The 24,712-nt window shown below is 63.6% G+C and carries 23 protein-coding genes; 9 read left to right on the top strand and 14 right to left on the bottom strand.

The genetic code is table 11. The features are described 5' to 3' along the window. The first annotated feature begins 11 nt into the window (after nt 1–11). Nucleotides 12–1,718, top strand: coding sequence for an ABC transporter ATP-binding protein (locus GTW25_RS01125; RefSeq protein WP_252910148.1), 1,707 nt, complete (start codon nt 12–14; stop codon nt 1,716–1,718). 3 nt (nt 1,719–1,721) lie between these two features. On the opposite strand, the gene GTW25_RS01120 is transcribed toward GTW25_RS01125, so the two are convergent. The 3 genes from GTW25_RS01120 to dctP form a co-directional block, all read right to left on the bottom strand. Then, nucleotides 1,722–3,032: a TRAP transporter large permease gene (locus GTW25_RS01120; RefSeq protein ID WP_252910147.1), complete on the bottom strand. Its 1,311-nt coding sequence runs from the start codon at nt 3,030–3,032 to the stop codon at nt 1,722–1,724. Continuing rightward, nucleotides 3,029–3,580, bottom strand: coding sequence for a TRAP transporter small permease subunit (locus tag GTW25_RS01115; protein ID WP_252910146.1), 552 nt, complete (start codon nt 3,578–3,580; stop codon nt 3,029–3,031). The genes GTW25_RS01120 and GTW25_RS01115 overlap by 4 nt, the downstream gene beginning before the upstream one ends. A 108-nt stretch (nt 3,581–3,688) precedes the next feature. Beyond that, a complete protein-coding gene (dctP, locus tag GTW25_RS01110; protein WP_252910145.1) occupies nt 3,689–4,714 on the bottom strand; it encodes a TRAP transporter substrate-binding protein DctP in 1,026 nt (341 codons plus the stop codon). A gap of 135 nt (nt 4,715–4,849) precedes the next feature. Here dctP and GTW25_RS01105 point away from each other — a divergent pair, with 135 nt between their 5' ends. Further along, a complete protein-coding gene (locus GTW25_RS01105; RefSeq protein WP_252910144.1) occupies nt 4,850–5,674 on the top strand; it encodes an IclR family transcriptional regulator in 825 nt (274 codons plus the stop codon). A gap of 112 nt (nt 5,675–5,786) precedes the next feature. Continuing rightward, nucleotides 5,787–6,728 carry a carbohydrate kinase family protein gene (locus GTW25_RS01100; protein ID WP_252910143.1) on the top strand — a complete coding sequence of 314 codons (942 nt, stop codon included), beginning with the start codon at nt 5,787–5,789 and terminating at the stop codon, nt 6,726–6,728. On the opposite strand, the gene GTW25_RS01095 is transcribed toward GTW25_RS01100, so the two are convergent. The 11 genes from GTW25_RS01095 to GTW25_RS01045 all read right to left on the bottom strand — a co-directional run bounded on the left by GTW25_RS01095 (nt 6,711) and on the right by GTW25_RS01045 (nt 18,404). Beyond that, nucleotides 6,711–8,306, bottom strand: coding sequence for an FGGY-family carbohydrate kinase (locus tag GTW25_RS01095; RefSeq protein WP_252910142.1), 1,596 nt, complete (start codon nt 8,304–8,306; stop codon nt 6,711–6,713). The genes GTW25_RS01100 and GTW25_RS01095 overlap by 18 nt on opposite strands. A gap of 18 nt (nt 8,307–8,324) precedes the next feature. Then, nucleotides 8,325–8,987 (bottom strand): HAD family hydrolase, encoded by a 663-nt coding sequence (locus GTW25_RS01090; protein ID WP_252910141.1) that lies wholly within the window; start codon nt 8,985–8,987, stop codon nt 8,325–8,327. Between the two features lie 2 nt (nt 8,988–8,989). Further along, a complete protein-coding gene (locus tag GTW25_RS01085) occupies nt 8,990–10,462 on the bottom strand; it encodes a mannitol dehydrogenase family protein (RefSeq protein WP_252910140.1) in 1,473 nt (490 codons plus the stop codon). Between the two features lie 32 nt (nt 10,463–10,494). Continuing rightward, nucleotides 10,495–11,268 carry an L-iditol 2-dehydrogenase gene (locus tag GTW25_RS01080; RefSeq protein ID WP_252910139.1) on the bottom strand — a complete coding sequence of 258 codons (774 nt, stop codon included), beginning with the start codon at nt 11,266–11,268 and terminating at the stop codon, nt 10,495–10,497. Beyond that, complete coding sequence (locus tag GTW25_RS01075; RefSeq protein WP_252910138.1) at nt 11,265–12,269, bottom strand: ABC transporter ATP-binding protein; 1,005 nt, start codon at nt 12,267–12,269, stop codon at nt 11,265–11,267. Before GTW25_RS01075 ends, GTW25_RS01080 begins: the two co-directional genes overlap by 4 nt. Nucleotides 12,270–12,278: 9 nt before the next feature. After that, nucleotides 12,279–13,109: a carbohydrate ABC transporter permease gene (locus tag GTW25_RS01070; RefSeq protein WP_252910137.1), complete on the bottom strand. Its 831-nt coding sequence runs from the start codon at nt 13,107–13,109 to the stop codon at nt 12,279–12,281. A gap of 9 nt (nt 13,110–13,118) precedes the next feature. After that, nucleotides 13,119–13,991 (bottom strand): carbohydrate ABC transporter permease, encoded by an 873-nt coding sequence (locus tag GTW25_RS01065; protein ID WP_252910136.1) that lies wholly within the window; start codon nt 13,989–13,991, stop codon nt 13,119–13,121. A gap of 102 nt (nt 13,992–14,093) precedes the next feature. After that, nucleotides 14,094–15,416, bottom strand: a complete 1,323-nt coding sequence (locus tag GTW25_RS01060; RefSeq protein ID WP_252910135.1) for an ABC transporter substrate-binding protein — start codon at nt 15,414–15,416, stop codon at nt 14,094–14,096. Between the two features lie 138 nt (nt 15,417–15,554). Beyond that, a complete protein-coding gene (locus GTW25_RS01055; RefSeq protein WP_252910134.1) occupies nt 15,555–16,499 on the bottom strand; it encodes a sugar-binding transcriptional regulator in 945 nt (314 codons plus the stop codon). 58 nt (nt 16,500–16,557) lie between these two features. After that, the gene (locus tag GTW25_RS01050) at nt 16,558–17,685 is read right to left on the bottom strand and encodes a Gfo/Idh/MocA family protein (RefSeq protein ID WP_252910133.1); all 1,128 of its coding nucleotides are present in this window, start codon (nt 17,683–17,685) and stop codon (nt 16,558–16,560) included. A 14-nt stretch (nt 17,686–17,699) separates the two neighbouring features. Then, nucleotides 17,700–18,404 carry a GntR family transcriptional regulator gene (locus GTW25_RS01045; RefSeq protein ID WP_252910132.1) on the bottom strand — a complete coding sequence of 235 codons (705 nt, stop codon included), beginning with the start codon at nt 18,402–18,404 and terminating at the stop codon, nt 17,700–17,702. Nucleotides 18,405–18,514: 110 nt separating this feature from the next. On the opposite strand from GTW25_RS01045, the gene GTW25_RS01040 reads away from it, so the two are divergent. From GTW25_RS01040 to GTW25_RS01015, 6 genes are all read left to right on the top strand, one after another. Further along, complete coding sequence (locus GTW25_RS01040) at nt 18,515–19,672, top strand: LLM class flavin-dependent oxidoreductase (RefSeq protein WP_252910131.1); 1,158 nt, start codon at nt 18,515–18,517, stop codon at nt 19,670–19,672. After that, on the top strand, nt 19,672–20,565 hold the full coding sequence (locus GTW25_RS01035) for an aldo/keto reductase (protein WP_252910130.1): 894 nt from the start codon (nt 19,672–19,674) through the stop codon (nt 20,563–20,565). The genes GTW25_RS01040 and GTW25_RS01035 overlap by 1 nt, the downstream gene beginning before the upstream one ends. A gap of 14 nt (nt 20,566–20,579) precedes the next feature. Next, nucleotides 20,580–21,086, top strand: coding sequence for a flavin reductase family protein (locus GTW25_RS01030; protein WP_252910129.1), 507 nt, complete (start codon nt 20,580–20,582; stop codon nt 21,084–21,086). Nucleotides 21,087–21,317: 231 nt separating this feature from the next. Next, entirely contained in the window at nt 21,318–22,586 is a 1,269-nt protein-coding gene (locus GTW25_RS01025; protein ID WP_252910128.1) for an ABC transporter substrate-binding protein, read from the top strand. An 82-nt stretch (nt 22,587–22,668) separates the two neighbouring features. Beyond that, nucleotides 22,669–23,745, top strand: coding sequence for an ABC transporter ATP-binding protein (locus GTW25_RS01020; protein WP_252910659.1), 1,077 nt, complete (start codon nt 22,669–22,671; stop codon nt 23,743–23,745). Between the two features lie 56 nt (nt 23,746–23,801). Then, nucleotides 23,802–24,710: a carbohydrate ABC transporter permease gene (locus GTW25_RS01015; RefSeq protein WP_252910657.1), complete on the top strand. Its 909-nt coding sequence runs from the start codon at nt 23,802–23,804 to the stop codon at nt 24,708–24,710. Nucleotides 24,711–24,712 lie beyond the last annotated feature (2 nt).

Raw genomic sequence — 24,712 nt, 5'->3', positions numbered from 1 at the left:
GACGCTCATCGATGATCCGCCGCTTCTTTACCTATTATGCGCCCTGGAAGGGCTTGTTCGTCCTCGACTTTTCCTGCGCGATCCTTGCGGGCCTGCTCGAGCTCGGCTTTCCGCTGGCGGTCAAATGGTTCATCGATACGCTGCTGCCGACGGCCCAGTGGGGCGCGATCATGCTTGCGGCGGCGGGCCTGCTTGTCCTCTACATCGTCAATACCTGCCTGATGGCGGTGGTGGTCTATTGGGGCCATATGCTCGGCATCAACATCGAGACGGAAATGCGCCGCAAGGCGTTCGACCATCTCCAGAAGCTCTCTTTTCGCTTCTATGACGAGAACAAGACCGGGCATCTTCTGGCGCGCGTGACGAAGGATCTCGAAGAGATCGGCGAGGTCGCGCATCACGGCCCGGAGGATCTCTTCATCGCCGTCATGACGCTGATCGGCGCGCTCGCGCTGATGTGGTGGGTGCATCCGCCGCTGGCGATGATCACCGCCACCATCGTGCCGTTCATCGCCTGGATCACGACGCGCTATGGCGGGCGCATGACGCAGAACTGGCAGGCACTCTACGGCCGCGTCGGCGATTTCAACGTGCGGCTGGAAGAGAATATCGGCGGCATGCGCGTGGTGCAGGCCTTCGCCAATGAGGATTTCGAGCGCAAGCTCTTCGCGCGCGACAATGCCCGCTACCGCACGACCAAGCTCGCCGCCTACAGGATTATGGCCGCCAGCACCTCGCTTTCATATATGAGCGTGCGACTGATCCAGCTCGTCGTCATGATCGCCGGCAGCTACTACGTGATCAATGGCGACCTTTCGAGCGGTGGCTTTGTCGGCTTCCTGTTGTTGGTCAACGTCTTCGTGCGGCCGATCGAGAAGATCAACGCCGTCATCGAGACCTACCCGAAAGGCATCGCCGGTTTTCAGCGTTATCTCTCCCTGCTCGATACCGACCCGGACGTCGCGGATCGTCCCGGCGCGCGCAATGTCGAGGCGCTTGCCGGCAACATCGCCTATCGGGGCGTGACGTTCGGCTACACGCCGGGTCGGCCTGTCCTCAAGGGGATCGACCTGGAAATCCGCGCCGGCGAGACGGTGGCCTTCGTCGGTCCGTCCGGTGCGGGCAAGACGACGCTCTGCTCCCTCCTGCCGCGCTTCTACGAGGTCGAGGCGGGCGCAATCACCGTCGACGGGATCGATATCCGCGACATGACGCTCGCCTCGCTGCGGGCGCAGATCGGCATCGTCCAGCAGGACGTGTTCCTCTTCGGCGGCACGATCCGCGAGAACATCGCCTATGGACGTCTCGGCGCGAGCGACGCAGAGATCGAGGAGGCCGCGCACCGCGCCCGTCTCGACGGCCTTATCGCGTCGCTGCCGGACGGCCTCGAAACGGTCATCGGCGAGCGCGGCGTCAAGCTGTCGGGAGGCCAGAAACAGCGCCTGTCGATCGCCCGCATCTTCCTGAAGAACCCGCCGATCCTGATCCTCGACGAAGCGACCTCGTCGCTCGATACCCAGACCGAACGCGAAATCCAGCAATCGCTGGCCGACCTTTCGGATGGACGCACCACGCTTGTCATCGCGCACCGTCTGGCGACGATCCGCAATGCCGACCGCATCGTCGTCATCGACAAATCCGGCATCGTCGAAGAAGGCGCGCACGACCAGCTCGTCGAGAAGGGCGGCGCCTACAGCCGCTTCAACAGGCTGATCTGATCGTCAAAACAGCATGCTCGGCAGCCACAATGCGATGGCCGGGAACATGATGATGATGGCCAGACCGACGAGCTCGACGATCGTATAGGGCACGATCGAGCGGTAGATGTCGCCCATCGTGACGTCCGGCGGCGCCACGCCCTTCAGATAGAAGAGATTGAATCCGAATGGCGGCGTCATGTAGCCGATCTCCATCATGATGATGAAGAGGATGCCGAACCAGATCGGATCGAAGCCGTGCATGGCGACGAGGGGCATGAAGACGGGCAGGGTGATGAGCATGATGCCGACCGGGTCGAGGACCATGGCGAGCAGGAACAGGATCACCATGATGGCGATCAGCGCGCCCCATTTGCCGCCCGGCACGTAGTTCATAAGTTCGGTGATGAAGCTTTGCGCGCCCATCGCGGTATAGGCGGTGGAGAAGGCATGCGCGGCGAACAGAATCCACATGATCATCGCGGTCAGGCGGAAGGTGCGCAGGCTCGCCTCTCCGAGCATGGACCATGAGAACTGACGGTTGACGAACGAGGTCATCAGCGCTCCGAAGACGCCGATCGCAGCCGCTTCCGTGGGCGTCGCGAGGCCGGCGAAAATCGAACCCAAAACGAAGAACACGATGAGGATCGGCAGGATCACCGCGCGAAGGGCTGCCAGCTTTTCGCTCCAGTCGCCACGTTCCTCAGGCGGCAGCGGCGGGCCGAGATGCGGCTGGAGATGGCAGCGGACCGCGATGTAGATCGCCGCCATGATAATGAGCAGGATGCCCGGACCGACGCCGGCGGCGAAGAGCTGGCCGACGGAGACGCCGGTGATGAGCGAGTAGAGCACCATCAGGATCGACGGCGGAAGGAGCACGCCCCAGCCGCCGCCCGTATTGATCGCGCCGAGCACCAGTTCCTTGTCGTAGCCGCGCTTGAGCATCGCGGGCAGGGCGATCGTCCCCATGGCCGTGACGGCGGCGCCCGAAATGCCGACCATGGCGCCGAAGATGGCGCAGATGAAGATGGTGCCGATGGCGAGGCCGCCGCGGATGCCGCCCCACCACAGATGCATCATGTGATAGAGCCGCTGGGCGACCCCGGAACGCTCCAGGATCATCGCCATCAGGATGTAGAGCGGTATGGCGATCAGCGTGAAGTTGTTCATCGTCGTCCACATGCGCGAGGCGACGATGTAGAAGGCGTGCGGTCCCCAGGTGAAATAGAGGAAGATGACCGAGATGCCGCCGAGCACGAAGACGACCGGCACGCCGAGCATCAGGAAGACGACGAGCGACCCGAAGAACAGGACCGTCAGGATTTCGATGCTCACAGTTCTGCTCCGGCGCTATGGTCGCTTTTCGTCTCGGTGAGGATCGGCGGGCGGCCGGTCGCGATCATGATGTCGTTGAGGAGCTTGGCCAGCCCCTGAAGGAAAAGGAGCAGCGCGGCCACCGGGATCATCAGCTTGACGGGCCAGATCGGCGGATTCCATGCCGATTGCGACGTCTCGAGCCGCGTCACGGAATCATAGGCCAGCGACGCGCCCTGCCAGACGATGACGCCGACGAAGAGAAAGAACAGGATCGAGGTCGCGACATCCATGCGGGCCTGCGTGCGCCGCGCATAATTGGCATAGAAGATGTCGACGCTGACATGGCCGTTATTCGCCAGAAGATAACCTCCGCCCATCAGCGCGTAGACGCCGAAGATCAGTTGCGACAGTTCGCCGGTCCACACGCTTGGCGCGCGCAGAACATAGCGGAAGCCAACCTCCATCAAGAGCAGCACGAACATGGGCAGGACGAGATAGGCCGTCAGCCGGCCGACCCAGCCGTTCACCCAGGTGATGGCGCCGACCGCGTCTCTCAGGAATTTCATGGGAACCCTCGACAGGCTGGATCGCACACGGCGTGCGCGGATGCGAATGAGCAGGAGCGCGAGGGCGGCGAATGATCATCATCGCCGCCCCAGGCCATGTTCAATCGGTCACAAATGGCCGAGTTCGGTCAGGAACGCCTCAAGCATCTCCATCGCCTCGGCGGCCTTTCCGCCGCGTGCGCGCTCCTGTTCCCAGGTTTGCTGGGCTGCTTGCAGCATTTGGGTGCGCACGTCTTCGGGCAGTTCGATCACTTCGACATTGTGCTCGGCCTGCGCGCGGGCAAGCGCCACCTGCTCCTGATAGATATACTCGTTGGTGCGGCGCCAGAACTGCTCTTCCATCGCGTTGTAGAAGATTTGCTGCACGTCCTCCGGCAGCGCGTCGATCGCCTCCTGATTGACGACGAAGGCATCGATGCCGCCGATGTTGAGCGGCGGGCGCACATGATATTTCGCCACTTCGTAGAGGCTCATCGACAGTGCGCCCTGAACCGCGCCCCAGTGCGCGCCGTCCACGATGCCGCTCGTCAGCGCCTGGTAGAGTTCGGCACCGGCGATCGAGTTGGAGGCCGCGCCGGCGGCTGTCAGGAAGGTTTGCAGCGTGCCGGAGGAACGGATGTTGAGCGAGCGGAAATCGTCCATGGATTCGGGCTTGCGCACCAGCACCATCTCGGTCGGGTAGACCTTGTCGGTGGAATAGAAAATACCGTGCTGGGCCGCTTCCTCGCGCACCATGTCCTCGAAGCCCAGATGCTTGAAGAAATAGGCTGCCTCCCATGTATTCTGGAAGGCGTTGGGAAGCCCGTTCGCGATGCCGGCGGTCGGCACTTCGCCCATGATGTAGGCGGGCGAGATGGTGCCCATCTGGATGATGCCGCGCCTTGTGGCGTTGAAGATCTCGTCATGGCCGAACAGGCCGCCGGCTGCGTGAAGCTCCAGCTTCAGCCGCCCGCCGGTGCGCTCGTCCAGCACGTCGCGCAGATGCTCCAGACTGTCGGAGTAGGAACTCGATGATTGCGGCCAGTGCGACTGGACGCGCCAGGTGACTGTGTCCTGCGCGTTCGCGGCCATCGGCATGAATGCAAACGCGGCAATGGCTGCCGGCACGAGGGCCAGGCGGCTGATGAACGACATGTGATCCTCCCGTTTCGGGCCGTCTCGACCCGGTATCTTGGCGAAAGCCTCTATCTCTCCCAATTCCGCACTGCGAAATTGACTTTCGCAAGCAGAGGGTATTGTTGGGTGAGCCAGATGGAGATGTCAACCAGCATGAACGATGACGCCGAGAAGATCGCGCAGGAGGAGGAGGAAGAAAACAGCCTGAAGGGGGATCGCAAATTCGTCGTCGCGCTCGCACGCGGCCTCGAAGTGCTGCGCTCGTTCCGCCCGCGCGACGGTTTTCTGGGCAACCAGGAAATCGCCGAGCGCACCGGTCTGCCCAAGCCGACGGTCACGCGCATCACCTATACGCTGTGCCGGCTCGGCTACCTCACCAGGGTTCCGCGTCTGGGCAAGTATCAGCTTGCGCCTTCGGCGATCACGCTCGGCTATTCGGCGCTCGCCAATCTGGGCATCCGGCAGATCGCGCGGCCTTTCATGGACGAGATGGCCGAGAGGCTGGCCGCGCCGGTCGCGATGGGCATACGCGACCGCGTCCGCGCACTTTATGTGGATATCTCGCGCGGCTCTTCGGCATTCACGTTTCAGCTCGACATCGGGTCGGGCATACCGCTCGCGCAATCGGCCATGGGCCGCGCGCTTCTTTCCGTCATGTCGCAGGCCGAGCGCGAGGCCACCATCGAGCGCCTTTCGTCGCGCTATGGCGATGACTGGCCAGGTGTCGAGGCCGAGATGCGCGGCGAAATCGAGACATGCATGACCCTTGGCTACGCGGTTTCGGTCGGCGCATGGCGACCGGGTATCCATGCCGTCGCCGCCCCTCTCGTGGCGGCGGACGGGTCGGGCATCTACGCGTTCAATTGCGGCGGCCCACCCTACCAGTTCACCGAGCAGTTCATCCACGAGCAGGTCGGACCGGCGCTTCTCGAACTGACGCGCTCGCTGGCATCGGTTCTGAACGGCACGCGGCGTTGATTTCGGCACCCCGCCGCATGTCCGGATTGTCGAGGATTATCGGCAGATTGGAGTTGTTTTCAGTGGCTTCCATTCCTACGATCCCGTGCAGTTCGGAGAGGACAGACAGACGATGATATTGTGTTGCGGCGACGCCTTGATCGACATGATTCCCGCCGATCTGCCCGGTGGTGGGAAGGGCTTCGTCCCGCATGTCGGCGGAGCCGTCTTCAACACCAGCATCGCGCTCGGGCGGCTGGAAATGAAGCCGTCATTCTTCCATGCGATTTCGACCGATCTTTTCGGCGAGATGCTGGCGCGGGAACTGCATGCGTCCCATGTCGATTTTTCGCTCGCACCGCGGGTCGAACGTCCGACGACGCTCGCCTTCGTGATGCTGACCGACGGTCAGGCGCGCTACGTCTTCTACGACGAGGCCAGCGCAGGACGTATGCTTTCCGAACAAGATTTGCCAACGCTGCCACAGGAGATCGATGCGCTTTTCTTCGGCGGTATCAGTCTCGTTGCCGAGCCGTGCGGCTCGACCTTCGAGGCGCTGATGATGCGCGAGCGGGCGAGGCGCTTCGTCATGGTCGATCCCAACATCCGCCCCGCCTTCATCCGCGACGAGACGGCGTATCGCGCACGTTTGTCGCGCATGCTGGGCGCGGCCGATATCGTCAAGCTGTCGGAAGAAGACCTTGAATGGCTCGCGCCGGGGCATGAGGACGAGGCGGTTGCCGGCCTCGTCGCACAAGGCGTCCATGCCGTGCTCGTCACGCGCGGAGAGGATGGCGCGACGGCGGTGACGGAAGGCGGCTCGGTTTCGGTGAAGCCGCCACGCACGCGCGTCGTCGATACGGTCGGCGCGGGGGACGCTTTCAACGCCGGTTTCATCGAGGGGCTCGCGGGGCTCGGCCTCTTGTCGAAAGACGGGATACGCCGGGCAGGGCCGGACGCGCTGGAGCGGTGCCTTGCCCGCGCCGTCGAGGTCGCCGCCGCTACGGTCGCACGGCAGGGCGCGAACCCGCCGCGCCTTACCGAACTGTCGCCGCCGTCATGGCGCGCCGCTTAAGGTTTCGATCTCGGCGCGATGCGTCAGCATGCGCTGGAAGATGCGATAGTCACGGTCATAGTGCGCGAAGGACGAGCGGTCCGGCTGGATATGCGTGTGGCGTGGGCGAAGCGCGCGCGAGGCTTGGGCGAGCGTCGAATGCCAGCCGGCCGCGACGGACGCCGCCATTCCGGTGCCGAGGAGCATGGCGCTCGGCGTGTCCAGCGTGATCACTTCGCGGCCCGTCACGTCGGCGTAAAGCTGCGTCAGGAGCGGGCTGCGCGTATGCCCACCGGCAAGATGCAGCGTCTCGATCGAATGGCCGTTATCGTTCATCGTCTCGACGATCTGGCGAATACCGAGCGCGATGGCGACCGCCGTTCGCCAGTAGAGGCGGCATAACCCGTCAAAGGACGGATCGAGCGCCATGCCGCTGATGACCCCTAGCGCATGCGGGTCGCCGATGGGCGAGCGGTTTCCGTGGAAATCGGGCAGGACATGCAGGCGGTGCGCCAGCGCCGTTCCCTCAGTGGCGCGCAACTCGCCGATACGCGCGCAGATGCGTTCGTGCGTGGCGCGGTCGGCCGCCTGTCCCGCCCCGTGGATTTGGATCAAATGGTCGAGCAGGCCGCCGCTGACGGATTGCCCGCCTTCCGAAAGCCAGAAGCCGGGCAAGGTGGCATCCAGATACGGGCCCCACATGCCGCGTATCTGAATGGGATTCGTGGTCAGTACGGTCACGCAGCTCGACGTACCCGCCACCAGCGCGGCGCGGCGAGCAAGATCTTGCGGGTCTTCGGCATATGGCCCAAGGACGGCGAGCGCACCGGCATGCGCGTCGATGAAGCCGGCGGCGACCCGGCAGGATGGCGTGAGGCCGAGAGCGCCGGCGGTCTGCGGCGTCAGCGGTCCAAGATCGGCTCCGACCGGCACGGCTTCGTAAGGCAAGCCGCCGCGCTCCAGCATGTCGCTTATCCCGATGGCGTCGAGATAGTCGCGGGGCCAGGGATCGTCGCGATGTGCCAGATAGGCCCATTTGCAGCCGAGCGTGCAGACGGAGCGCTCGGTCGAGCCGGACGCTTTCCATGTCAGAAAATCGGCAAGGTCGAAGAAGTGCGCGGCGCCGGCCCAGCTTTCGGGCAGATGTGTTTTCAGCCAGGCCAGCTTGGGGGTCGCCATTTCCGGCGAGATCGCGCCGCCGGCATGAGCGACGACCTCATGGCCGGTCGCGGTGCAACGATCGGCCTGCGCAGCCGCGCGGTGATCGAGCCAGGCAATCGTGTCCCAGCGTGAATCGCCTCCGGTTGAAACGGTGACTTGTTCGCCGTCCCGCCCGCGCACCACGATGGAGCATGTTGCGTCGAAGGCAATGGCGGCGATGGCCTGCGGCGGAACGTTCGCGTCTTGCCGCGCGGCGCGCACGGTGCGGCAAACAGAACGCCAGATGTCTTCCGAATCATGCTCGGCATGATCGGCCTCAGGCCGGTGCATCGCGATGGGATGTTCGGCATGCGCAAGGGTGCGGCCCTGCCGGTCGAGGATACCGGCGCGCACGCTCGCAGTGCCCACGTCGACCGCAACGACGAAGTCGCGCTCCACCCCGTTCTCGCTCCTCGTTTATTGACGGCCGATCAGGCCGGGCAGGTCCGCCATGTTATCGAATACGAGATCGGGCTCAAGGGCGGTAATGCGTTCGAGGTGGGCCGGATGGCGCGCATGGGTTGCGCCGGTAAAGGCGAAAACGCGCATTCCCGCGCGTTTGGCAGCTTCGACACCGGCGCTGGAATCCTCGATGACGAGACATTTTTCGGGCGGAAAACCCATTTGGGCGGCGGCGTGGAGGAAGAGGTCGGGGGCCGGCTTGCCGTTTTGCACCATGGTGGCGCTGTAGATATGCGGATCGAGTAACGGGAAAAGTCCCGTGACCGTCAGCGACAGGGCGATCCGCTCGGGCTTCGAGGAGGACGCCACGCAGCGGGCCATCGGCAATGCCTGCAACGCCCAGCCGACGCGGTCGATCGCTTTCAATTCGGCACGGAAGCGCGAATTCAGCCGCTCGCGCATCGCGCCGAGCTGATCGGCGGTGATCTCGATGCCCGGATCGTCCGCCAGCGCGGCGCAGATCGACGCCATGGATCGCCCGAGGAACCGCTCATAGGCGACGTCCTCGCCGATTTCGTGGCCGGCGGTGCGGATCATCTCGCGCAGCACCGAAATGGAAATCGGCTCGCTGTCGACGAGCACCCCGTCGCAATCGAAGATGACGAGGTCGGGCTTCATCCTTACTCCTGCAAATAGCGCCGCAGCGTATCCGCAGTGCCGTGCGTCCATAGCGAGGAAAGATGCGTGGCGAAAGTTTCGCGGAAGAGGGGGGAGCGGCCGACCGCACCGAAAATGTCTTCGAGCGCGAGAAACGCGTCCGGATCGTCCTTCGCTTTCAGGGCCGCCTCTTTCAGGCGTGCGTGGCTCGCATCGTTGGGCGGGATGTCGTGACCGGAATCGGACGTGCCCGCGCAGTAGCGGCACCAGAGCGCCGAGACGAGCGCAAGGCCGGTGATCGATCGCCCCTCCTTCAACCGGTCGGCGGTGGAGGGCAGGATGAACTTGGGTTGCCGGTTCGACCCGTCGAGGGCGAGGCGCGCAACCGTGTCGCCGATCTTGGGGTTGGAGAAGCGCCGTTCGATGAGTGCGTAATAGTCGTCCAGATCGGTGTCGGGAACCGGCGGCACGCAGGGGATGATCTCGTCGCGTTCGACCTTTTGCAGGAAACCGCGCACGAGGTCGTTCTCCATCGCCTCGTGGACGAAGTGAATGTCCATCATCGCCGCCGGATAGGCGATGGTCGCATGGCCGCCATTGAGGATGCGGATCTTCATCAACTCGTAGGGCGCGACATCCTCGACGAAGGTGACGCCGGCCCTTTCCAGCGCGGGGCGACCGGCGGGGAAACGGTCTTCGAGAACCCACTGCCTGAAGTCCTCGCAGAAGACCGGCCAGGCGTCGTCGATGCCGAATTCGTCGGAGAGAATGTCGATCTCGCGCTTGCCGGTTGCCGGCGTGATGCGATCCACCATGCCGTTCGGAAAGGCGACTTCGGCGCGTATCCAGTCGGCAAGTTCAGTGTCGATGCGTTCGGCAAGGCCCGCGACCGCGTTTTCGGTGACGTGACCGTTGCCGGGAATGTTGTCGCAGGACATGACCGTGAAAGGTGCGATACCTGCCGCGCGGCGCGCTTTGAGACCGGCGAGAATGAGACCGAATACAGTCTTCGGTGCATCGGGGTCCTCGGCGTCATGGCGCATGTCGGCATGCTCGGGATCGAAGCGGCCCGACGCAGGGTCGATGTAATATCCGCCTTCGGTAATGGTCAGCGAAACGATGCGGATGGCGGGGTCGGCGAGGCGCGCGATGATCGCCGCCGTGTCGCCCGGTTCGACATAGTCGATCATCGCGCCCGTCACGCGGGCTTCGCTCTTTCCGGCCTCCTGCTCGACCACGGTCGTCAGATAATCCTGGCGCTGAAGTTTGTCCTTCAGCGCCTTGTCGGACGGCAGCACGCCCGCGCCGACAATGGCCCAGTCGTGGTCGCGACCTTCATTGAAAAGGTCGTCGAGATAGACGGCCTGATGGGCGCGGTGAAAATTGCCGATGCCGAAATGCAGGATGCCGGCCGTCAGCGACGCGCGGTCATAGGCCGGAACGGCGGCCTTCGCGGCGATCTTCGACAGATTGGCATCGGCAAGTTTGGTCAGCATCGAAAAATCCTTGGCGCGGGCGGTTTCGCCTGTCAGCTCATCCAGTTGCCGCCGTCGACATTGTAGGTCTGCGCGACGACATATTCGCTCTCTGGCCCGGCGAGGAAGATCGCCATGCCGATCAGATCATCAGCCGTGCCCATGCGCCCATAGGGCACCTCGGCGCCGACAAGGCGCTTCTTCTCGCCGCGCGGACGGTTCTCATACTGCGCGAAGAGCGCATCGACGCCGTCCCAGTGCTCGCCGTCGACCACGCCCGGCGCGATCGCGTTGACGTTGATGCCGTGGCGGATGAGGTTCAGCCCCGCCGATTGCGTGAGGCTGATGACGGCCGCCTTTGAGGCGCAGTAGACCGCGACCAGCGGCTCGCCGCGCCGTCCGGCCTGGCTCGCCATGTTGATGATGCGTCCCCGCCGGTTTTGCGCGATCATCGATTTCGCCGCCGCCTGCATCATGAAGAGCGTGCCCTGCACGTTGATCGCGAAAACGCGCGCATAGCTTTCCGGCGTGATGTCCACGATGGGCGCGAGGTCGAAGATCGCGGCATTGTTGACGAGGATGTCTAGCCCGCCGGTCCGCTCTTCGACCGTGCGGATCGCGGCATCGATAGAGGACTGGTCGGTGACGTCGAGCTTCACGGCATAGGCGGCGTCGCCGATCGCAGCAACCGTCTCTTCGGCGCGTGCCATGTCGATGTCGGCGATGGCAACGCTCGCGCCTTCGCGCACATAGGCTTCAGCGAAGGCGCGGCCGATGCCGCGAGCCGATCCCGTGATGAGCGCCGATTTTCCGGCAAGCCGCTTCATCGAACTGCGAGCCCGCTACCGTCGAACTTGTGAACCTTGCCGGCCTTCGGCGTCAGATAGACCGTATCGCCGTGCGACAGGGTGAACTCGCCGCCCGTGCGTGCGGTGATCGGCGTCGGCTGGCCGTCGACATGGACGTGCAGGAACGTGTCGGAACCCAGATGCTCGGAGACGCCGACCGTGCCCTTCCACGCGCCGTCGGTGGTGGAGATGTCGAGATGCTCGGGCCGGACGCCGATCGTCTCGCCGCCCTGGCCCCGCGCGGCGTCGCCTTCGACGAAGTTCATCTTCGGCGAGCCGATGAAGCCGGCGACGAAACGGTTTGCCGGATTGCGGTAGAGATCGAGCGGCGAGCCGATCTGCTCGATGCGGCCCGCGTTCAGCACCACGATCTTGTCGGCCATGGTCATCGCCTCGACCTGATCGTGGGTGACGTAAATCATGGTCGTCTTCAAGTGCTGGTGCAGTTCGGAGATTTCGAGACGCATGTTGACGCGCAGCGCGGCATCGAGATTGGACAGCGGCTCGTCGAACAGGAACGCCGCCGGCTCGCGCACGATGGCGCGGCCGATGGCGACGCGCTGGCGCTGGCCGCCCGAAAGCTGGCGTGGCTTGCGGTCGAGATAGTCGGCAAGGTTCAAGGTGCGCGCCGCGTCCGCCACCTTGCGCTCGATAGAATCCTTGCTCTCGCCAGCCATTTTTAGCGGAAAGGCAATGTTCTGGCGCACGCTCATATGCGGGTAGAGCGCGTAGGACTGGAACACCATGGACAGGCGGCGCTTGGCGGGCGCGAGGCCCGTCGCGTCGGTGCCGTCGATCATGATGCGCCCGCTCGTCACGTCTTCCAGCCCGGCGATGAGGCGCAAAAGCGTGGACTTGCCGCAGCCGGACGGGCCGACGAACACGACGAACTCGCCATCTTCGATCTCCAGGTCGACAGCATGGATGACATCGGTCGATCCGAAGGATTTGGAGACCTTGTCGAGCGTGATCTGTCCCATGACGTTCTCCTATTTGACCGCGCCAAAGGTGAGGCCGCGCACGAGCTGCTTCTGGGAGAACCAGCCGAGAATGAGGATCGGAGCGATGGCGAGCGTGGAGGCCGCCGAAAGCTTTGCGTAGAAATTGCCCTGCGGGCTCGAATAGGACGCGATGAAGGCCGTCAGCGGCGCCGCGTTCGAGGTCGTCAGATTGAGCGTCCAGAACGCCTCGTTCCACGCGAGGATGATGCAAAGAAGAACCGTCGAGGCGATGCCGGGCACCGACATCGGTGTCAGCACGTAGACGATTTCCTTCGTCAGTGACGCGCCGTCCATGCGGGCGGCTTCGAGGATCTCGCCGGGGATTTCCTTGAAGTAGGTATAGAGCATCCACACCATGATCGGCAAATTGATCAGGAACAGGACGACGATCAGACCGACATGGCTGTCGAGCAGGCCCCAGTTGCGGAACATCAGATAGATCGGGATCAGGACGCCGACGGCCGGCAGCATCTTCGTGGACAGCATCCAGAGCAGAATGTCCTTGGTGCGCTTGGTCGGCGAAAAGGCCATCGCCCACGCGGCGGGGATGGCGAAGAGCAGGCCGAGCGCCGTCGAGCCGACCGCCAGATAGACCGAGTTCATCATGAAGCGGAAATAGTCCGAGCGTGCGTGGACCGTCTGGTAGTTCTCCAGCGTCCAGTTGAAGAAGAACCATTTCGGCGGCGTGGCGATGGCGTCGAGTTCGGACTTGAACGATGTCAGGATCGTCCACATCACGGGAAAGAAGATCAGAAGTCCGATCGACCATCCTATGATTGTCATGGTGATCTTGCGGCGGGTCGAGACTGCGCGGGCCATAGGTCTACCTCATGCGTCCAGATTCTTGCCGATGATGCGGACAAGGAAGAAGGCGACGATGTTGGCGAGAACAACCGCGACGATGCCGCCGGCGGATGCCCCGCCCACGTCGAATTGCAACAGTGCCTGGCTGTAGACGAGATAGGTCAGGTTGGTCGTCTGCAGGCCCGGCCCGCCCGATGTCGTCACGTAGATTTCGGCGAAGATCGACAGAAGGAAGATCGTCTGGATCAGGATGACGACGGTGATCGCACGCGCCATGTGGGGCAGGGTGATGTGCCAGAAGACTGAGACCGGCCCCGCTCCGTCCATCTCGGCCGCTTCCTTCTGGTCTTCGGACAAAGATTGCAGCGCGGTCAGAAGGATCAGCGTGGCGAAGGGCAGCCATTGCCAGGCGACGATGATGACGATCGAAGTAAGCGGATAGGCGGAGAACCAGTCGATCGCGCCAATTCCGATCCAGTTCAGGAACTGCCCGATCGTGCCGTAAACCGGGTTCATCATCATGTTCTTCCACACCAGCGCGGCGACGGTCGGCATGACGAAGAACGGCGCGATGACGAGGAGGCGCACGATGTTGACGCCGTAGAAATCCTGATCGAGCAGAAGCGCCAGAAGAATGCCACCCGTGACCGTGATCGCCAGCACGCCCGCCACCAGCTTCAACGTGTTGGTGAGCGCGGTGAAGAAGGCCGGGTCGGTCAGGAAGAATCGGTAGTTCGTCAGTCCGATGAACGGCGTCTGCGCCGGGTTGAACAGATTGTAGTTCAGCGTCGAGAAATAGAGCGTCATCGACAGCGGCACGATCATCCAGATCAGGAGCGCGATCACAGCCGGCGCCATCATCAGCCGCGCGGCGGATTTGGTCTGCAAGGTCGCCATGGCGAAGCCTTTCCGGTTAAGAATTGGCCGATTGGGATCACGATCGTGCGAAAGCCGCTTCCCCGCCCGGCGGAGGATTTACCGGGCGGGGTGCGCGCGGGGCTACTTGATGTAGCCGGCCCGCGTCATCTCGCGCACGGCGGTCTGCTGCGCGGCGGAGAGAACCTGCTCGACGCCCATCGAACCGGAGACGGCGGCTGCCATCTGCTGCCCGACGGCCGTGCCGAGCCCCTGGAACTCGGGGATGGCGGCGTATTGCAGGCCGACATAGGGCTTGTCGTCACCCGCCGACGTATCGGCGTTCTCGATGGCCTGGAGCGTCTGTTCGGCGAAAGGCGCGGCCGAAATGTACTCCTGATTCTCGTAGAGCGAGGTGCGGGTGCCGGGCGGCACGTTGGACCAGCCTTCGTTTTCGGCGACGAGTTCCAGATAGGCTTTCGAAGTCGCCCAGGAGATGAAGGTTTCGGCCGCTTCCGCCTTCTGCGAGGATGCCGGAATTGCGAGCGACCAGGCCCACAGCCAGTTCGCGCCCTGGTTCGGGCAGTTCTCGATGCCGCACGGGAACGGTGCGAAGCCGACATTGTCGGCGACCTGGCTTTCTTCCGGATTGGTCACGAAGGAGGCCGCGACGGTTGCGTCCATCCACATCGCGCAACGGCCCTGATTGAACAGCGTCAAATTCTCGTTGAAGCCGTTCGAGGCCGCGCCGGGAGGACCGTAATTGGTCATCATGTCGACATATTGGGTAACGGCCGTGGTCCAGCCTTCGCTTTCGAACTGCGGCTGCCACTCAGCATTGAAATAGTTCGCGCCGTAGGAGCGGGCCATCGCGCCGAGGAAGGCCATGTTCTCGCCCCAGCCCGGCTTGCCGCGCAGGCAGATGCCGTAGACGTCGTCGTTGGCCTCGGAAATCTGGCGCGCCGCGTCCGCGATGAAGTCCCATGTCGGCGCGGCGGGCATCTCGATGCCGGCGGCTTCGAACAGGTCTGTGCGGTAAAGCGTCATCGCGCTTTCGGCGTAGAAGGGCGCAGCATAAAGCGTGTCGTCCTTCGACAGCGCGCCGCGAATGGCCGGGATGAGGTCGTCGACGTCGTAGTCGTCACCCAGATTGTCGAGCGGAAGAAGCCACTGGTTCTCGGCCCAGATCGGAACCTCATAGGTGCCGATGGTCATGATATCGAACTGGCCGCCGCCGGTCGCGATGTCGGTGGTGACGCGCTGGCGAAGCACGTTTTCTTCCAGCGTCACCCAGTTGAGCTGGATGTCGGGGTGCTGCGAGGTGAACTCCTCGGTCAGCCCCTGCATGCGGATCATGTCGCCATTGTTGACCGTTGCGATGGTCAGCGTTTCCTGTGCGCTGGCGACGCCGGCCGTCGCGACGGCCAATGCGGCACAGCTTGCCAGATAGGAAATTCGGTATCTCATCAGTTCCTCCCAAATGAGAAAAAGTGGTTCTATGAGCAATTGCCTTTGCTTTGGGCAATTACTCACAACGACACATGCGAAGTCAATGCGCAATCGTTGCTGCATTGCGGCAAGCGGCATTCCGAGAAGGAAGCTGTTTCAGTCCGAAAGAAGGGCGGATGCGGTCAATTCATCGGTGATGAGCCCGTTGATGAGGCCACCGTTCAAAGCGCCGGCAATGCCCGGCGTCTTCGTCCGGCCCTTGCCGATGCCGATGACGAGGCCGGTCTTTCGGGACGGGATCGGCGCGCTCGCCACCCGGTCGTTGGTCAGTCCCGGCAGAAGCCGGCCGTTGCGGTCGAAGACCCAGCCGACGATCTCGCCCACCGCGCCGGCAGCATTGAGTTCGCCAAGCTCGGCAGGCGACAGGAACCCGTCCACCGCGAGCGGCGCCCGCGGGCCGAGATCGCCGACGCCCAGAAAAGTCACGTCCGCCTCCGCCGACAGTTTCAGCGTCGCCGCGATCATCGGCTGCTTGTGCAGAAGGTCACGCTCGGCTGCCGACGAGGCGATGACGGGCAGGGGCATGGGAAAGGATCGGCACTTCACCTTGTCGGCCATAGTGAAGATGACGTTGTAGAAGGCGGCGGAGCCGTCCGGCGCGATGTTGCCGGTGAGCGAGACGACCTTGTGCTGCGGGCAATCCATCGTCGGCAGCTTCTCGATAGCCGCTTTCAGCGTGCGGCCGGTTCCGATCGCGATCGTGATGGGATCGTCCGCAGAAAGCCGGCGTTCGAGTTCTGCGGCGGCGGCTTCCGCAACGCCGACCGTCGTAGACGGTGAATCGGCATCGCTTGGAACGACCTCGGCCAATTCCAGCCCGAAGCGCTCGCGCAACCGCGCCGCCAGATCGAGGCAGGCGGCGATCGGATGGTCGATGCGCACCTTGACGAGACCTTCGCGAACGGCCTGAGAGACGAGACGCTGCGCCGTCTGGCGCGAGACGCCGAGTTTGCGGGCGATGTCGTCCTGCGTGTTACCGGCCACATAATAGAGCCAGCCGGCGCGTGCCGCATCGTCGAGGCGCAAGCTGCTCGTCGCCATGAAAGCCATCCTGAAAGTGCCGTTGCCGGGGGAATGACTAGCGCGAGTTCGCCGAACGTTAAAGCCTCGTGCCGAAATTGCTGTCGACAGGGCAGCTTTGTCCGGTCAGCGCAGAGTGTTGCGCGGCGAGCCCCATCGCGACCGCCCATATGCCGTCTTCGGCCGTCACCTCGACCGGTCCAGTTCCCGCAACTGCGCGTGCGAAACGCTGGTGCTGGTAGAAGGTCGAGCCGTTGTGGTCTCCCGCTTCCAGAAGCTCGGGATCGACGGGAATGTCGATCGTGCGCGGTCCCTTGGGGGTGCGGGGCGAAACGACGACCTGTGCGACGGGCGGCTCGCCAAGATGCTCTGGCCAGAACCGGGCGGGGCCGGGAACGTGACACTCGATCTTGCCGGAGGGGCCGATGGCGCTGATCTCTTCCTGATAGCGCGACCCTTCCGCGAACATGCACAATTCCAGCATCGCCCGCGCGCCGGAGGCGAAATCGACGATCACATAGGCATTGTCCCAGATGTCGGCGGCTTCCCCCTCATACATTTCGTCCTTGTGGTTCACCGATTGCCCGCCCGATGCCATCACCCTGACGGGATCGGATTTGAGGATATAGCGCATCAGGTCGAAGAAATGGCAGCACTTTTCCACCAGCGTGCCGCCTGTTCGCCGGTTCAGCCTGTTCCAGTCGCCGACCTTGTGGAGAAACGGAAACCGGTGCTCGCGAATGGTGAGCATCCGTATGCCGCCTGTTGCCGCCTCGGCCTCCGCGATCAATCGCGCGACGGGCGGCATGTAGCGGTATTCCATAGCCACCCAGACGGGTGCGGGATAGGTCTGCCGAAAGGCGTCCAGGCGCCCGATTTCGTCTTGCGAGATGACGAGCGGCTTTTCGACCAGAACGGGAAGCGGGCGAATCGCGGCGATCGTCTGCAACTGCGACAGGTGCATGTCGTTGGGGCTTGCGATCAAAAGGCAGTTCACGGCGGGCACGGCCAAAAGCGCCTCGATGGATTCGACCATGACGGCGCGCGGCGCGATTTGCGCGGCCCGCATGCGCATCTCGGCATCGGGTTCGAAGATCGCGGCGACCTCGCTGCCTTGCATCAGCGCGATGTTGCGCAAATGCTCTCGGCCCATCATCCCGCAGCCGATCACGCCATATCGTGGCCCGTTTAGTGGGGTGTCCGGCATCTTTTCTCCAGGTCTCATTTCAGCCGCGTCACATAGCGGGCAACGTTGGGATCGAACCAGGTGCGCGAGACTTCCGCGCGCTGCCCGTTGGCGTCGACGCTGATGCGAAGCACATGCGGAACCGGCTCATCCGGCGAAAGCGCGAATGCCGGCGGCGACCATTCGGGCACACGGTCAAGGCCGATCTGATCCTCCGCGCGCGCGATCCAAAGGTTCAGTTGCGTTCGGTAGAAGAGGTACAGGCTTTCCGAAAGCGCCTCGCGCGTGATCGTGGCGGCATAGTCGCCATCGAGCCAGATTTCCTCGACCGCCGCCGGCCGGTCGTTGAGAAAGCGCAGGCGCCGGATGCGATGACCTTCGGGCGATGTGCCGAACGCCGGCAGATCACCGGGCTTGGCAAGCCGGTCGACCGACAGGACCTTCGCCGTCGGCAGGCCGCCGCCCTCAATCAGCTCGATGCGGAACATGGCGTAGATGCTGCGCGTGTCCGGAATCGCGCGCACGTAGTTTCCCGAGCCCTGAACGCGCTCCAGAAGGCCGCGATCCTCGACCTCGGCGAGCGCCTTTCGCAACGTGCCGACGGCGACGCCAAGCTGCTCGGCCATCTCGCGTTCGGGAAGCAGCTTCTCGCCGTCGATCAGGCGACCGGCGGCGATATCGCGAACCAGAAGCTCGGCGATCTGGAGAAAACGGGGCAGGCTGCCGATCGGCTCCGACATCTGGCCGGATAACTCCCTTGAAAATTGATACACTATTGCTTCACATGAAATCGTGATGTAATTCAAGAGCCAATCGCTGAAATCCGAGCATCGATCAGGAGGAAGATTTCATGTCCGTAGTTCCGGTGCGATCGCAGGATATCGACGGCGCGGAAGTGTCGTGGTTCTCGGCGCTCTGCTCGGACGACTATGCGATGCTCGGCGTTCCAGAGGGTTCGCTCCGCTCCAGTTTCGACCATTGCTCGAAGATCGCGTTGAAGGCCGAAGAACTCGGCTTCCGGAACATTCTCTGCCCGTCGTCCTATCAGGTCGGGCAGGACACGCTCAGCTTCGTCGCCGCCTGCGCGCCGCTGACCGAGCGCATCAATTTCCTCGCGGCCATCCGCTGCGGCGAGATGCAGCCGATCATGCTTGCCCGGACGGTCGCGACGCTCGACCATATGCTCAAGGGACGGTTGACGCTCAATGTGATTTCGTCCGACTTCCCCGGCGAGAAGGCCGACAGCGCCTATCGCTACCGCCGCAGCCACGAGGTGGTGGAAATTTTGCGCCAGGCATGGACGCGCGAGACGATCGACCACGAGGGCGAAATCTATCAATTCAAAGGCGTGCCGACCGATCCGGCGCGTCCCTACCAGCAAAATGGCGGGCCGCTTCTCTATTTCGGCGGCTATTCGCCCGATGCGCTGGAACTGTGCGCCGCGCAATGCGACGTCTATCTGATGTGGCCGGAGCCGAAAGAGATGCTGGCCGAGCGCATGCGCGCGGTGAACGAGCGGGCCGCCGCCCATGGCCGCGTCATCGATTACGGCCTGCGCGTTCATGTCGTCGTGCGCGATACCGAACAGGAAGCGCGCGACTATGCCGAGCATCTGGTCTCCGGGCTCGACGACGAATATGGCCGGCTGATCCGCGACCGCGCGCATGATTCCATTTCGCTGGGCGTATCGCATCAGGCTCGTGCCCGCGAACTTGCCGACGAGTTCGGCTATGTCGAGCCCCATCTGTGGACCGGGATCGGCCGCGCGCGTTCCGGTTGCGGGGCCGCGATCGTCGGCTCGACGGATCAGGTGCTTTCCGAACTCGAAGCCTACCGGAACATGGGCATCCGCGCCTTCATCCTGTCGGGCTATCCGCATCTGGACGAGGCCGGCCATTTCGGCGCCAAAGTCCTGCCGCAGCTCAAGACCTGTTCGCTGCCGCACGAATACGGCCGGATTCCCCCAGGGACACCCGCAACACCGCTTGGAAACGGAGAGCGCCACTGATGGAACGCGTGCAGATCACGCCCGACCTTTCGTTCTCGCGCCTCGTCTACGGGCTGTGGCGGCTTGCCGACGACGAGGACACGTCAGCGCGCCATGTCAGGGAGAAGGTCGAATCCTGTCTCGCGCAGGGCATCACCACCATGGACCATGCCGATATCTATGGCGGCTATGCCGGCGAGAAGATTTTCGGCGATGCGCTGCGCGACGCGCCGGAGCTTCGCGACCGCATCGAAATCGTCACCAAATGCGACATCGTCGCCCCGATGGGGCGCTACGAAAGCGCCAGGGTCAAGCATTACGACACGTCCGAAGCGCATATCCGTTCTTCGGTCGAGCAGTCGCTGCACGATCTCGGGGTCGAGCGGATCGACCTTCTGCTCATTCATCGCCCCGACCCGCTGATGGATCATGTCGAAACGGGCCGCGCACTCGATCATCTCGTCGCGTCCGGCAAGGTGCGTGCGGTCGGCGTGTCGAACTTTCGCCCATGGGATGTCACGCTTCTGCAATCGGCGATGTCGCAAAAGCTGGTCGCCAACCAGATCGAACTGAGCCTCGTCGAACACCGCCCCTTCACCAATGGCGATCTCGCCTTCGTGCAGGAGCGCGGGATCGTTCCGATGGCGTGGTCGCCGCTGGGCGGCGGCGGGCTTTTCACCGACGGCGATTCCGCGCTGTCGCAGGCTCTCGGCCGGATCGCCGGTGAGCAGGGCGTCGAGGCGTCTGCTGTCGCGGTCGCCTGGCTGCTGCGCCATCCCGCGCGCATTTTGCCCGTCCTCGGCACCAACAGGCTGGAGCGGATCGCGCGCATTGCCGAGGCCATGACGGTCGAGATCGATCGGCAGACATGGTTCGAACTTTACTCCCTCGCCATCGGCCACGAGGTGCCGTGAACATGGAGGTCGTCATGTCCAGGCACGAAACCGTCTTCGTCCCCGAGCCTGCGAACCAGCGCAGCCTGCGCACCGCGCTCGGCAGTTTCACGACCGGCGTTGCGGTCGTCACCGCCACGACCGACGACGGGCCGATCGGCATGACCGCCAACAGTTTCGCCTCGGTTTCGCTTGACCCCCCTCTGGTGCTCTGGTCGCCCGCCAAAAGCTCCCGGCGTCACACGCCGTTCGTGACAGCACAGCACTATGCGATCCATGTGCTTGGTGCCGACCAGCACGATATCGGCGAGCGGTTCGTTTACCGGGCCAGTGATTTTTCGGGACTGGACTGGTTTGAGAACGATGAAGGTGTGCCTCTCATCGCCGGCGCGCTTGCGCGCTTCGAATGCGCGCGCTGGACGGTTCACGATGGCGGCGACCATTCGATCGTGATCGGACGCGTATTGAGGGCGGCGCACAGGGAAGGGGAGCCCTTGTGTTTCTCGCGCGGCAGTTTCGGCAGCTTTGCCGGGAAAGGCTGAAAGGCGTGGGTGCGATTTGGGAGGAAACGTGTTGCATGCTGTCGCAAGATGCGCGGCAAGCAACAACCATAAGGGGGCGGTTTGCGAGCATATTTTGCTCGCATTACTGAAGACCGGCATCGGCGCGGTGCTTGTCAGCGCGCCTTGCCGGAAACACTATGCGCGCCGTGGCGGTCGGCTGCTTGCCGCCAGTTCAAAGAGCGAATGCTCAATCGCAGGAGGAGAAATTCGATGACCATGATCAAGGCAGCCCTGGCTGCGACAACGGTTTTCACCGTGCTTGCCTCGATGCCCGTGCAGGCATTCGCGCAGGACGGCGCGGCATTGCGCGTCTTCGTCGGCGCGCAGCAAAGGCCGGACCTGATGCAGCAGCTTTTCGACATGTATGAAGAGCAGAATCCCGGCGTGACGGTCGAGCTCGAAACGGGCGGCGCGACGTCGGAATTGCAGAGCAATTATCTGTCGACCGTGTTGTCGGCGCAGGATTCTGCCATCGACATCATGCTGATCGATGTCGTCAACCCGGCCCAGTATCGGGCCGCCGGATGGCTGGAGCCCCTGAACGACCACATCGACGGCGATGTCGAGACGTTCGTGTCGCAATATCTTCCCGCCTACGCTGAGGCCGATGTGATCGACGGCGACCTCGTCGCGCTTCCGGCCTTTGCGGACGCCATGATGCTGTTCTACCGCACCGACCTGTTCGAAGCGGCCGGCATCGAGCCGCCGACGACATGGGAAGAAGTCGAGCAGGCCGCCGCCACGATCAAGCAAGGCGAGGGCAACGCCGATATTCAGGGCCTGTCCTTCCAGGCCCGCGCTATCGAGGGTGCGGTCTGCACCTTCCTGATCCCCTATTGGAGTCAGGGCGGCGCGATCGAGACGGGCAGCCGCCAGCCGCTCAATGAGGAATATGCCGTCAACAGCTTCAATGTTTGGCTGGACATGGTCGAAAGCGGTACCTCCAAGGCGAACATCGCCGAAGTCGGCACGGACGACACGCGCCGTGAATTCCAGACCGGCGATGTCGCCATGGCCGTGCTGTGGCCGTATGGCTGGGCGCATTTCCAGGGTGACGAATCCGAGGTCGTCGGCAATGTCGGCGTTGCGACCTTGCCGACGACGGAAGGCGGTGAAAGCGTGAGTTGCCTCGGTGGCTGGCAATGGGCGGTTTCGGCTTTCTCCGAAAACAAGGATGCGGCGGCCGATCTCATCCAGTTCCTGGCGAGCGAGGAAGCCTCGAAATTCCTTGCCGTCGAGGGCTCGATGCTGCCGACTCGCTCCGAACTCTACGCCGACGCCGACGTGCTCGCCGCAAACGCGTGGTTCGAGCAGGCGCTGCCTGTGATGGAGACGGCCCGCGCCCGCCCGACCTCGCCGAACTATCAGCGTGTGTCCGACACGATCCGGTCCCGCGTCAACGCCGTGCTTGCCGGGGCCGAAGCGCCTGACGCGGCTGTCTCGGCCATGCAGGGCGAACTCGCGCGCGCCTTGCGCTGATCCATGTGTCGGGAAGGCCGCGACCATGGCGTCGCGGCCTTTGTTTCCGCCTTCGGCGGTTGATCTAAATCGGGAGGCGGTTCTGGCAACAGTCAGTCTGAGACGGCTCGGCAAGAGCTATGGTGCCGTCGAGGTCGTCAAGGCAATCGACTGCGAGATCAACGATGGCGAGTTCGTCGTCCTCGTCGGTCCGTCGGGTTGCGGCAAGTCGACCACGCTGCGGATGATCGCCGGTCTGGAGCCGATCTCGTCGGGCGAGGTGCGCATCGGCGAACGGTTGGTCAACGCCTTGCCGCCGCGCGAGCGGGACGTGGCGATGGTGTTCCAGGATTACGCGCTCTATCCGCACAAGACCGTCTACGAGAACATGGCGTTCAGCCTCAGGATGCGCGGCACGCCGAAGGACGAGATCCGCCCGCGCGTGGCGGAAGCGGCCGCGATGCTCGGCATCGAGGCACTGCTGGAGCGTCGTCCGAGCCAGTTGTCCGGCGGTCAGCGGCAGCGCGTGGCCATGGGGCGCGCCATCGTTCGCCGCCCTCAGGTGTTCCTGTTCGACGAGCCGCTTTCAAATCTGGATGCCAAGCTGCGCGGTCAGGTGCGCGCCGAGATCAAGAAGCTTCACCAGACCATCGGAACGACGACCGTCTATGTGACGCACGATCAGGTCGAGGCGATGACGATGGCCGACCGGATCGTGATCATGCGCGACGGGTCGATCGAGCAGGACGGCACGCCCGACGAGCTTTATAACCAGCCGGCAAGCACCTTCGTCGCCGGCTTCATCGGTGCGCCCGCCATGAACTTCGTCGACGTGACAATCGAGAATGGACACGCCCGCCTGTCGTCGGGAGAACGCTTGCCGCTCGGCCCGCGCTACGGCTCGGTTGCGACGAAAGCCGAAGGAAAGGCCGCGATTCTGGGCATTCGGCCGGAACATTTCCAGCCGGCCGAGCGCAGTTCGCAGCGCCTTTCCGGCACGGTGCAGATCGTCGAGCCGCTCGGCTCCGATACGCTCGTCCATCTCGAGATCGCCGGCGGCACGCTGACGGCCCGGCTACCGCCTGAAGCGCGGCCATCGGTGGGCGAGACCATCGAAGTCGGCATCGATGCGGATAAGCCGCATCTTTTCGATGTCGAAACCGGCCGCGCGCTGGTCTGAGGGAACTGGCGATGGCGACCGACAGCAAGAGAACCGGAACCATCCCGCGTCACGCCATGGCAGGCGAGGGGCCGCCGCCCGGCCGCTGGAGCCGTCTTCTCGATCCGGGCGACACGGCGCTCGCCGTTGTTCTTCTGGCTCCGGCCGCGCTTCTCCTGTCGCTAGTCGTGCTCTACCCGATCGGGCGGCTCGTCTATACGAGTTTCACTGATCTTGCCTTGACCTCGGGCGCGCCGGCCGCCTTCGTCGGCATCGAGAACTATCTGTGGATGCTGGATGACGACACGTTCTGGCAGACCACCTTCAACACGATCCTGATCACCTTGATCACGGTTCCGGGCGCGCTCGTCGTCGGGCTTGGCATGGCGCTTCTGGCCAATCTGCCGTTCAAGAGGAAGTGGCCCGTCCGGCTGTCGCTGCTCATTCCATGGGCGCTTCCGCTGTCCTTCGCGGGCCTGATCTTCGCCTGGTTCTTTCATTCCGAATACGGCGTGGTTAACGACGTTCTGCGCCGGTTGGGCTTCGAGGGCATCATCTGGTTCAACTCGCCGCGATGGGCCATGGCCGCGATCTGCCTGACGATCATCTGGAAGACCTCGTCCTTCATGGCGCTGATCATCCTTGCCGGGCTCCAGACGATACCGCGCTCGCTCTATGAGGCGGCCGATGTCGACGGGGCGGGTCGCTGGCGTCAGTTCATCGAGATCACGCTGCCGCTCCTGAAACCCGCGATCGCCGTGGCGCTGATCTTCCGTACGATCACCGCGCTCCAGACCTTCGACATTCCCTATATGATGACGCGCGGCGGGCCGGGTTCGTCCACCGCGACGCTTGCCATGTACATTCACCAGAACACCGTCTCGTTCCTCGATCTGGGCTACGGTTCCGCGCTCGCGGTCGTCATGTTCGCGATCTCGATGATTTTCACCGCGCTTTATCTGCGCATGATCCGAACGCGAGGCTGACT

The sequence above is a fragment of the Aliihoeflea aestuarii genome (assembly GCF_024105665.1).
In the GTDB taxonomy this organism is placed as follows: Bacteria; Pseudomonadota; Alphaproteobacteria; order Rhizobiales; family Rhizobiaceae; genus Aliihoeflea; species Aliihoeflea aestuarii.
This window is presented reverse-complemented; position numbering and strand designations above follow the sequence as displayed.

What these genes read in the sequence shown, in the direction of transcription:
- GTW25_RS01125 (WP_252910148.1), top strand. Translation starts at nt 12, where the DNA reads ATGATCCGCCGCTTCTTTACCTATTATGCGCCCTGGAAGGGCTTGTTC.
- GTW25_RS01115 (WP_252910146.1), bottom strand. Translation starts at nt 3,580, where the DNA reads ATGAAATTCCTGAGAGACGCGGTCGGCGCCATCACCTGGGTGAACGGC.
- dctP (WP_252910145.1), bottom strand. Translation starts at nt 4,714, where the DNA reads ATGTCGTTCATCAGCCGCCTGGCCCTCGTGCCGGCAGCCATTGCCGCG.
- GTW25_RS01105 (WP_252910144.1), top strand. Translation starts at nt 4,850, where the DNA reads ATGAACGATGACGCCGAGAAGATCGCGCAGGAGGAGGAGGAAGAAAAC.
- GTW25_RS01100 (WP_252910143.1), top strand. Translation starts at nt 5,787, where the DNA reads ATGATATTGTGTTGCGGCGACGCCTTGATCGACATGATTCCCGCCGAT.
- GTW25_RS01090 (WP_252910141.1), bottom strand. Translation starts at nt 8,987, where the DNA reads ATGAAGCCCGACCTCGTCATCTTCGATTGCGACGGGGTGCTCGTCGAC.
- GTW25_RS01085 (WP_252910140.1), bottom strand. Translation starts at nt 10,462, where the DNA reads ATGCTGACCAAACTTGCCGATGCCAATCTGTCGAAGATCGCCGCGAAG.
- GTW25_RS01080 (WP_252910139.1), bottom strand. Translation starts at nt 11,268, where the DNA reads ATGAAGCGGCTTGCCGGAAAATCGGCGCTCATCACGGGATCGGCTCGC.
- GTW25_RS01075 (WP_252910138.1), bottom strand. Translation starts at nt 12,269, where the DNA reads ATGGGACAGATCACGCTCGACAAGGTCTCCAAATCCTTCGGATCGACC.
- GTW25_RS01070 (WP_252910137.1), bottom strand. Translation starts at nt 13,109, where the DNA reads ATGGCCCGCGCAGTCTCGACCCGCCGCAAGATCACCATGACAATCATA.
- GTW25_RS01065 (WP_252910136.1), bottom strand. Translation starts at nt 13,991, where the DNA reads ATGGCGACCTTGCAGACCAAATCCGCCGCGCGGCTGATGATGGCGCCG.
- GTW25_RS01060 (WP_252910135.1), bottom strand. Translation starts at nt 15,416, where the DNA reads ATGAGATACCGAATTTCCTATCTGGCAAGCTGTGCCGCATTGGCCGTC.
- GTW25_RS01055 (WP_252910134.1), bottom strand. Translation starts at nt 16,499, where the DNA reads ATGGCGACGAGCAGCTTGCGCCTCGACGATGCGGCACGCGCCGGCTGG.
- GTW25_RS01050 (WP_252910133.1), bottom strand. Translation starts at nt 17,685, where the DNA reads ATGCCGGACACCCCACTAAACGGGCCACGATATGGCGTGATCGGCTGC.
- GTW25_RS01045 (WP_252910132.1), bottom strand. Translation starts at nt 18,404, where the DNA reads ATGTCGGAGCCGATCGGCAGCCTGCCCCGTTTTCTCCAGATCGCCGAG.
- GTW25_RS01040 (WP_252910131.1), top strand. Translation starts at nt 18,515, where the DNA reads ATGTCCGTAGTTCCGGTGCGATCGCAGGATATCGACGGCGCGGAAGTG.
- GTW25_RS01035 (WP_252910130.1), top strand. Translation starts at nt 19,672, where the DNA reads ATGGAACGCGTGCAGATCACGCCCGACCTTTCGTTCTCGCGCCTCGTC.
- GTW25_RS01030 (WP_252910129.1), top strand. Translation starts at nt 20,580, where the DNA reads ATGTCCAGGCACGAAACCGTCTTCGTCCCCGAGCCTGCGAACCAGCGC.
- GTW25_RS01025 (WP_252910128.1), top strand. Translation starts at nt 21,318, where the DNA reads ATGACCATGATCAAGGCAGCCCTGGCTGCGACAACGGTTTTCACCGTG.
- GTW25_RS01015 (WP_252910657.1), top strand. Translation starts at nt 23,802, where the DNA reads ATGGCAGGCGAGGGGCCGCCGCCCGGCCGCTGGAGCCGTCTTCTCGAT.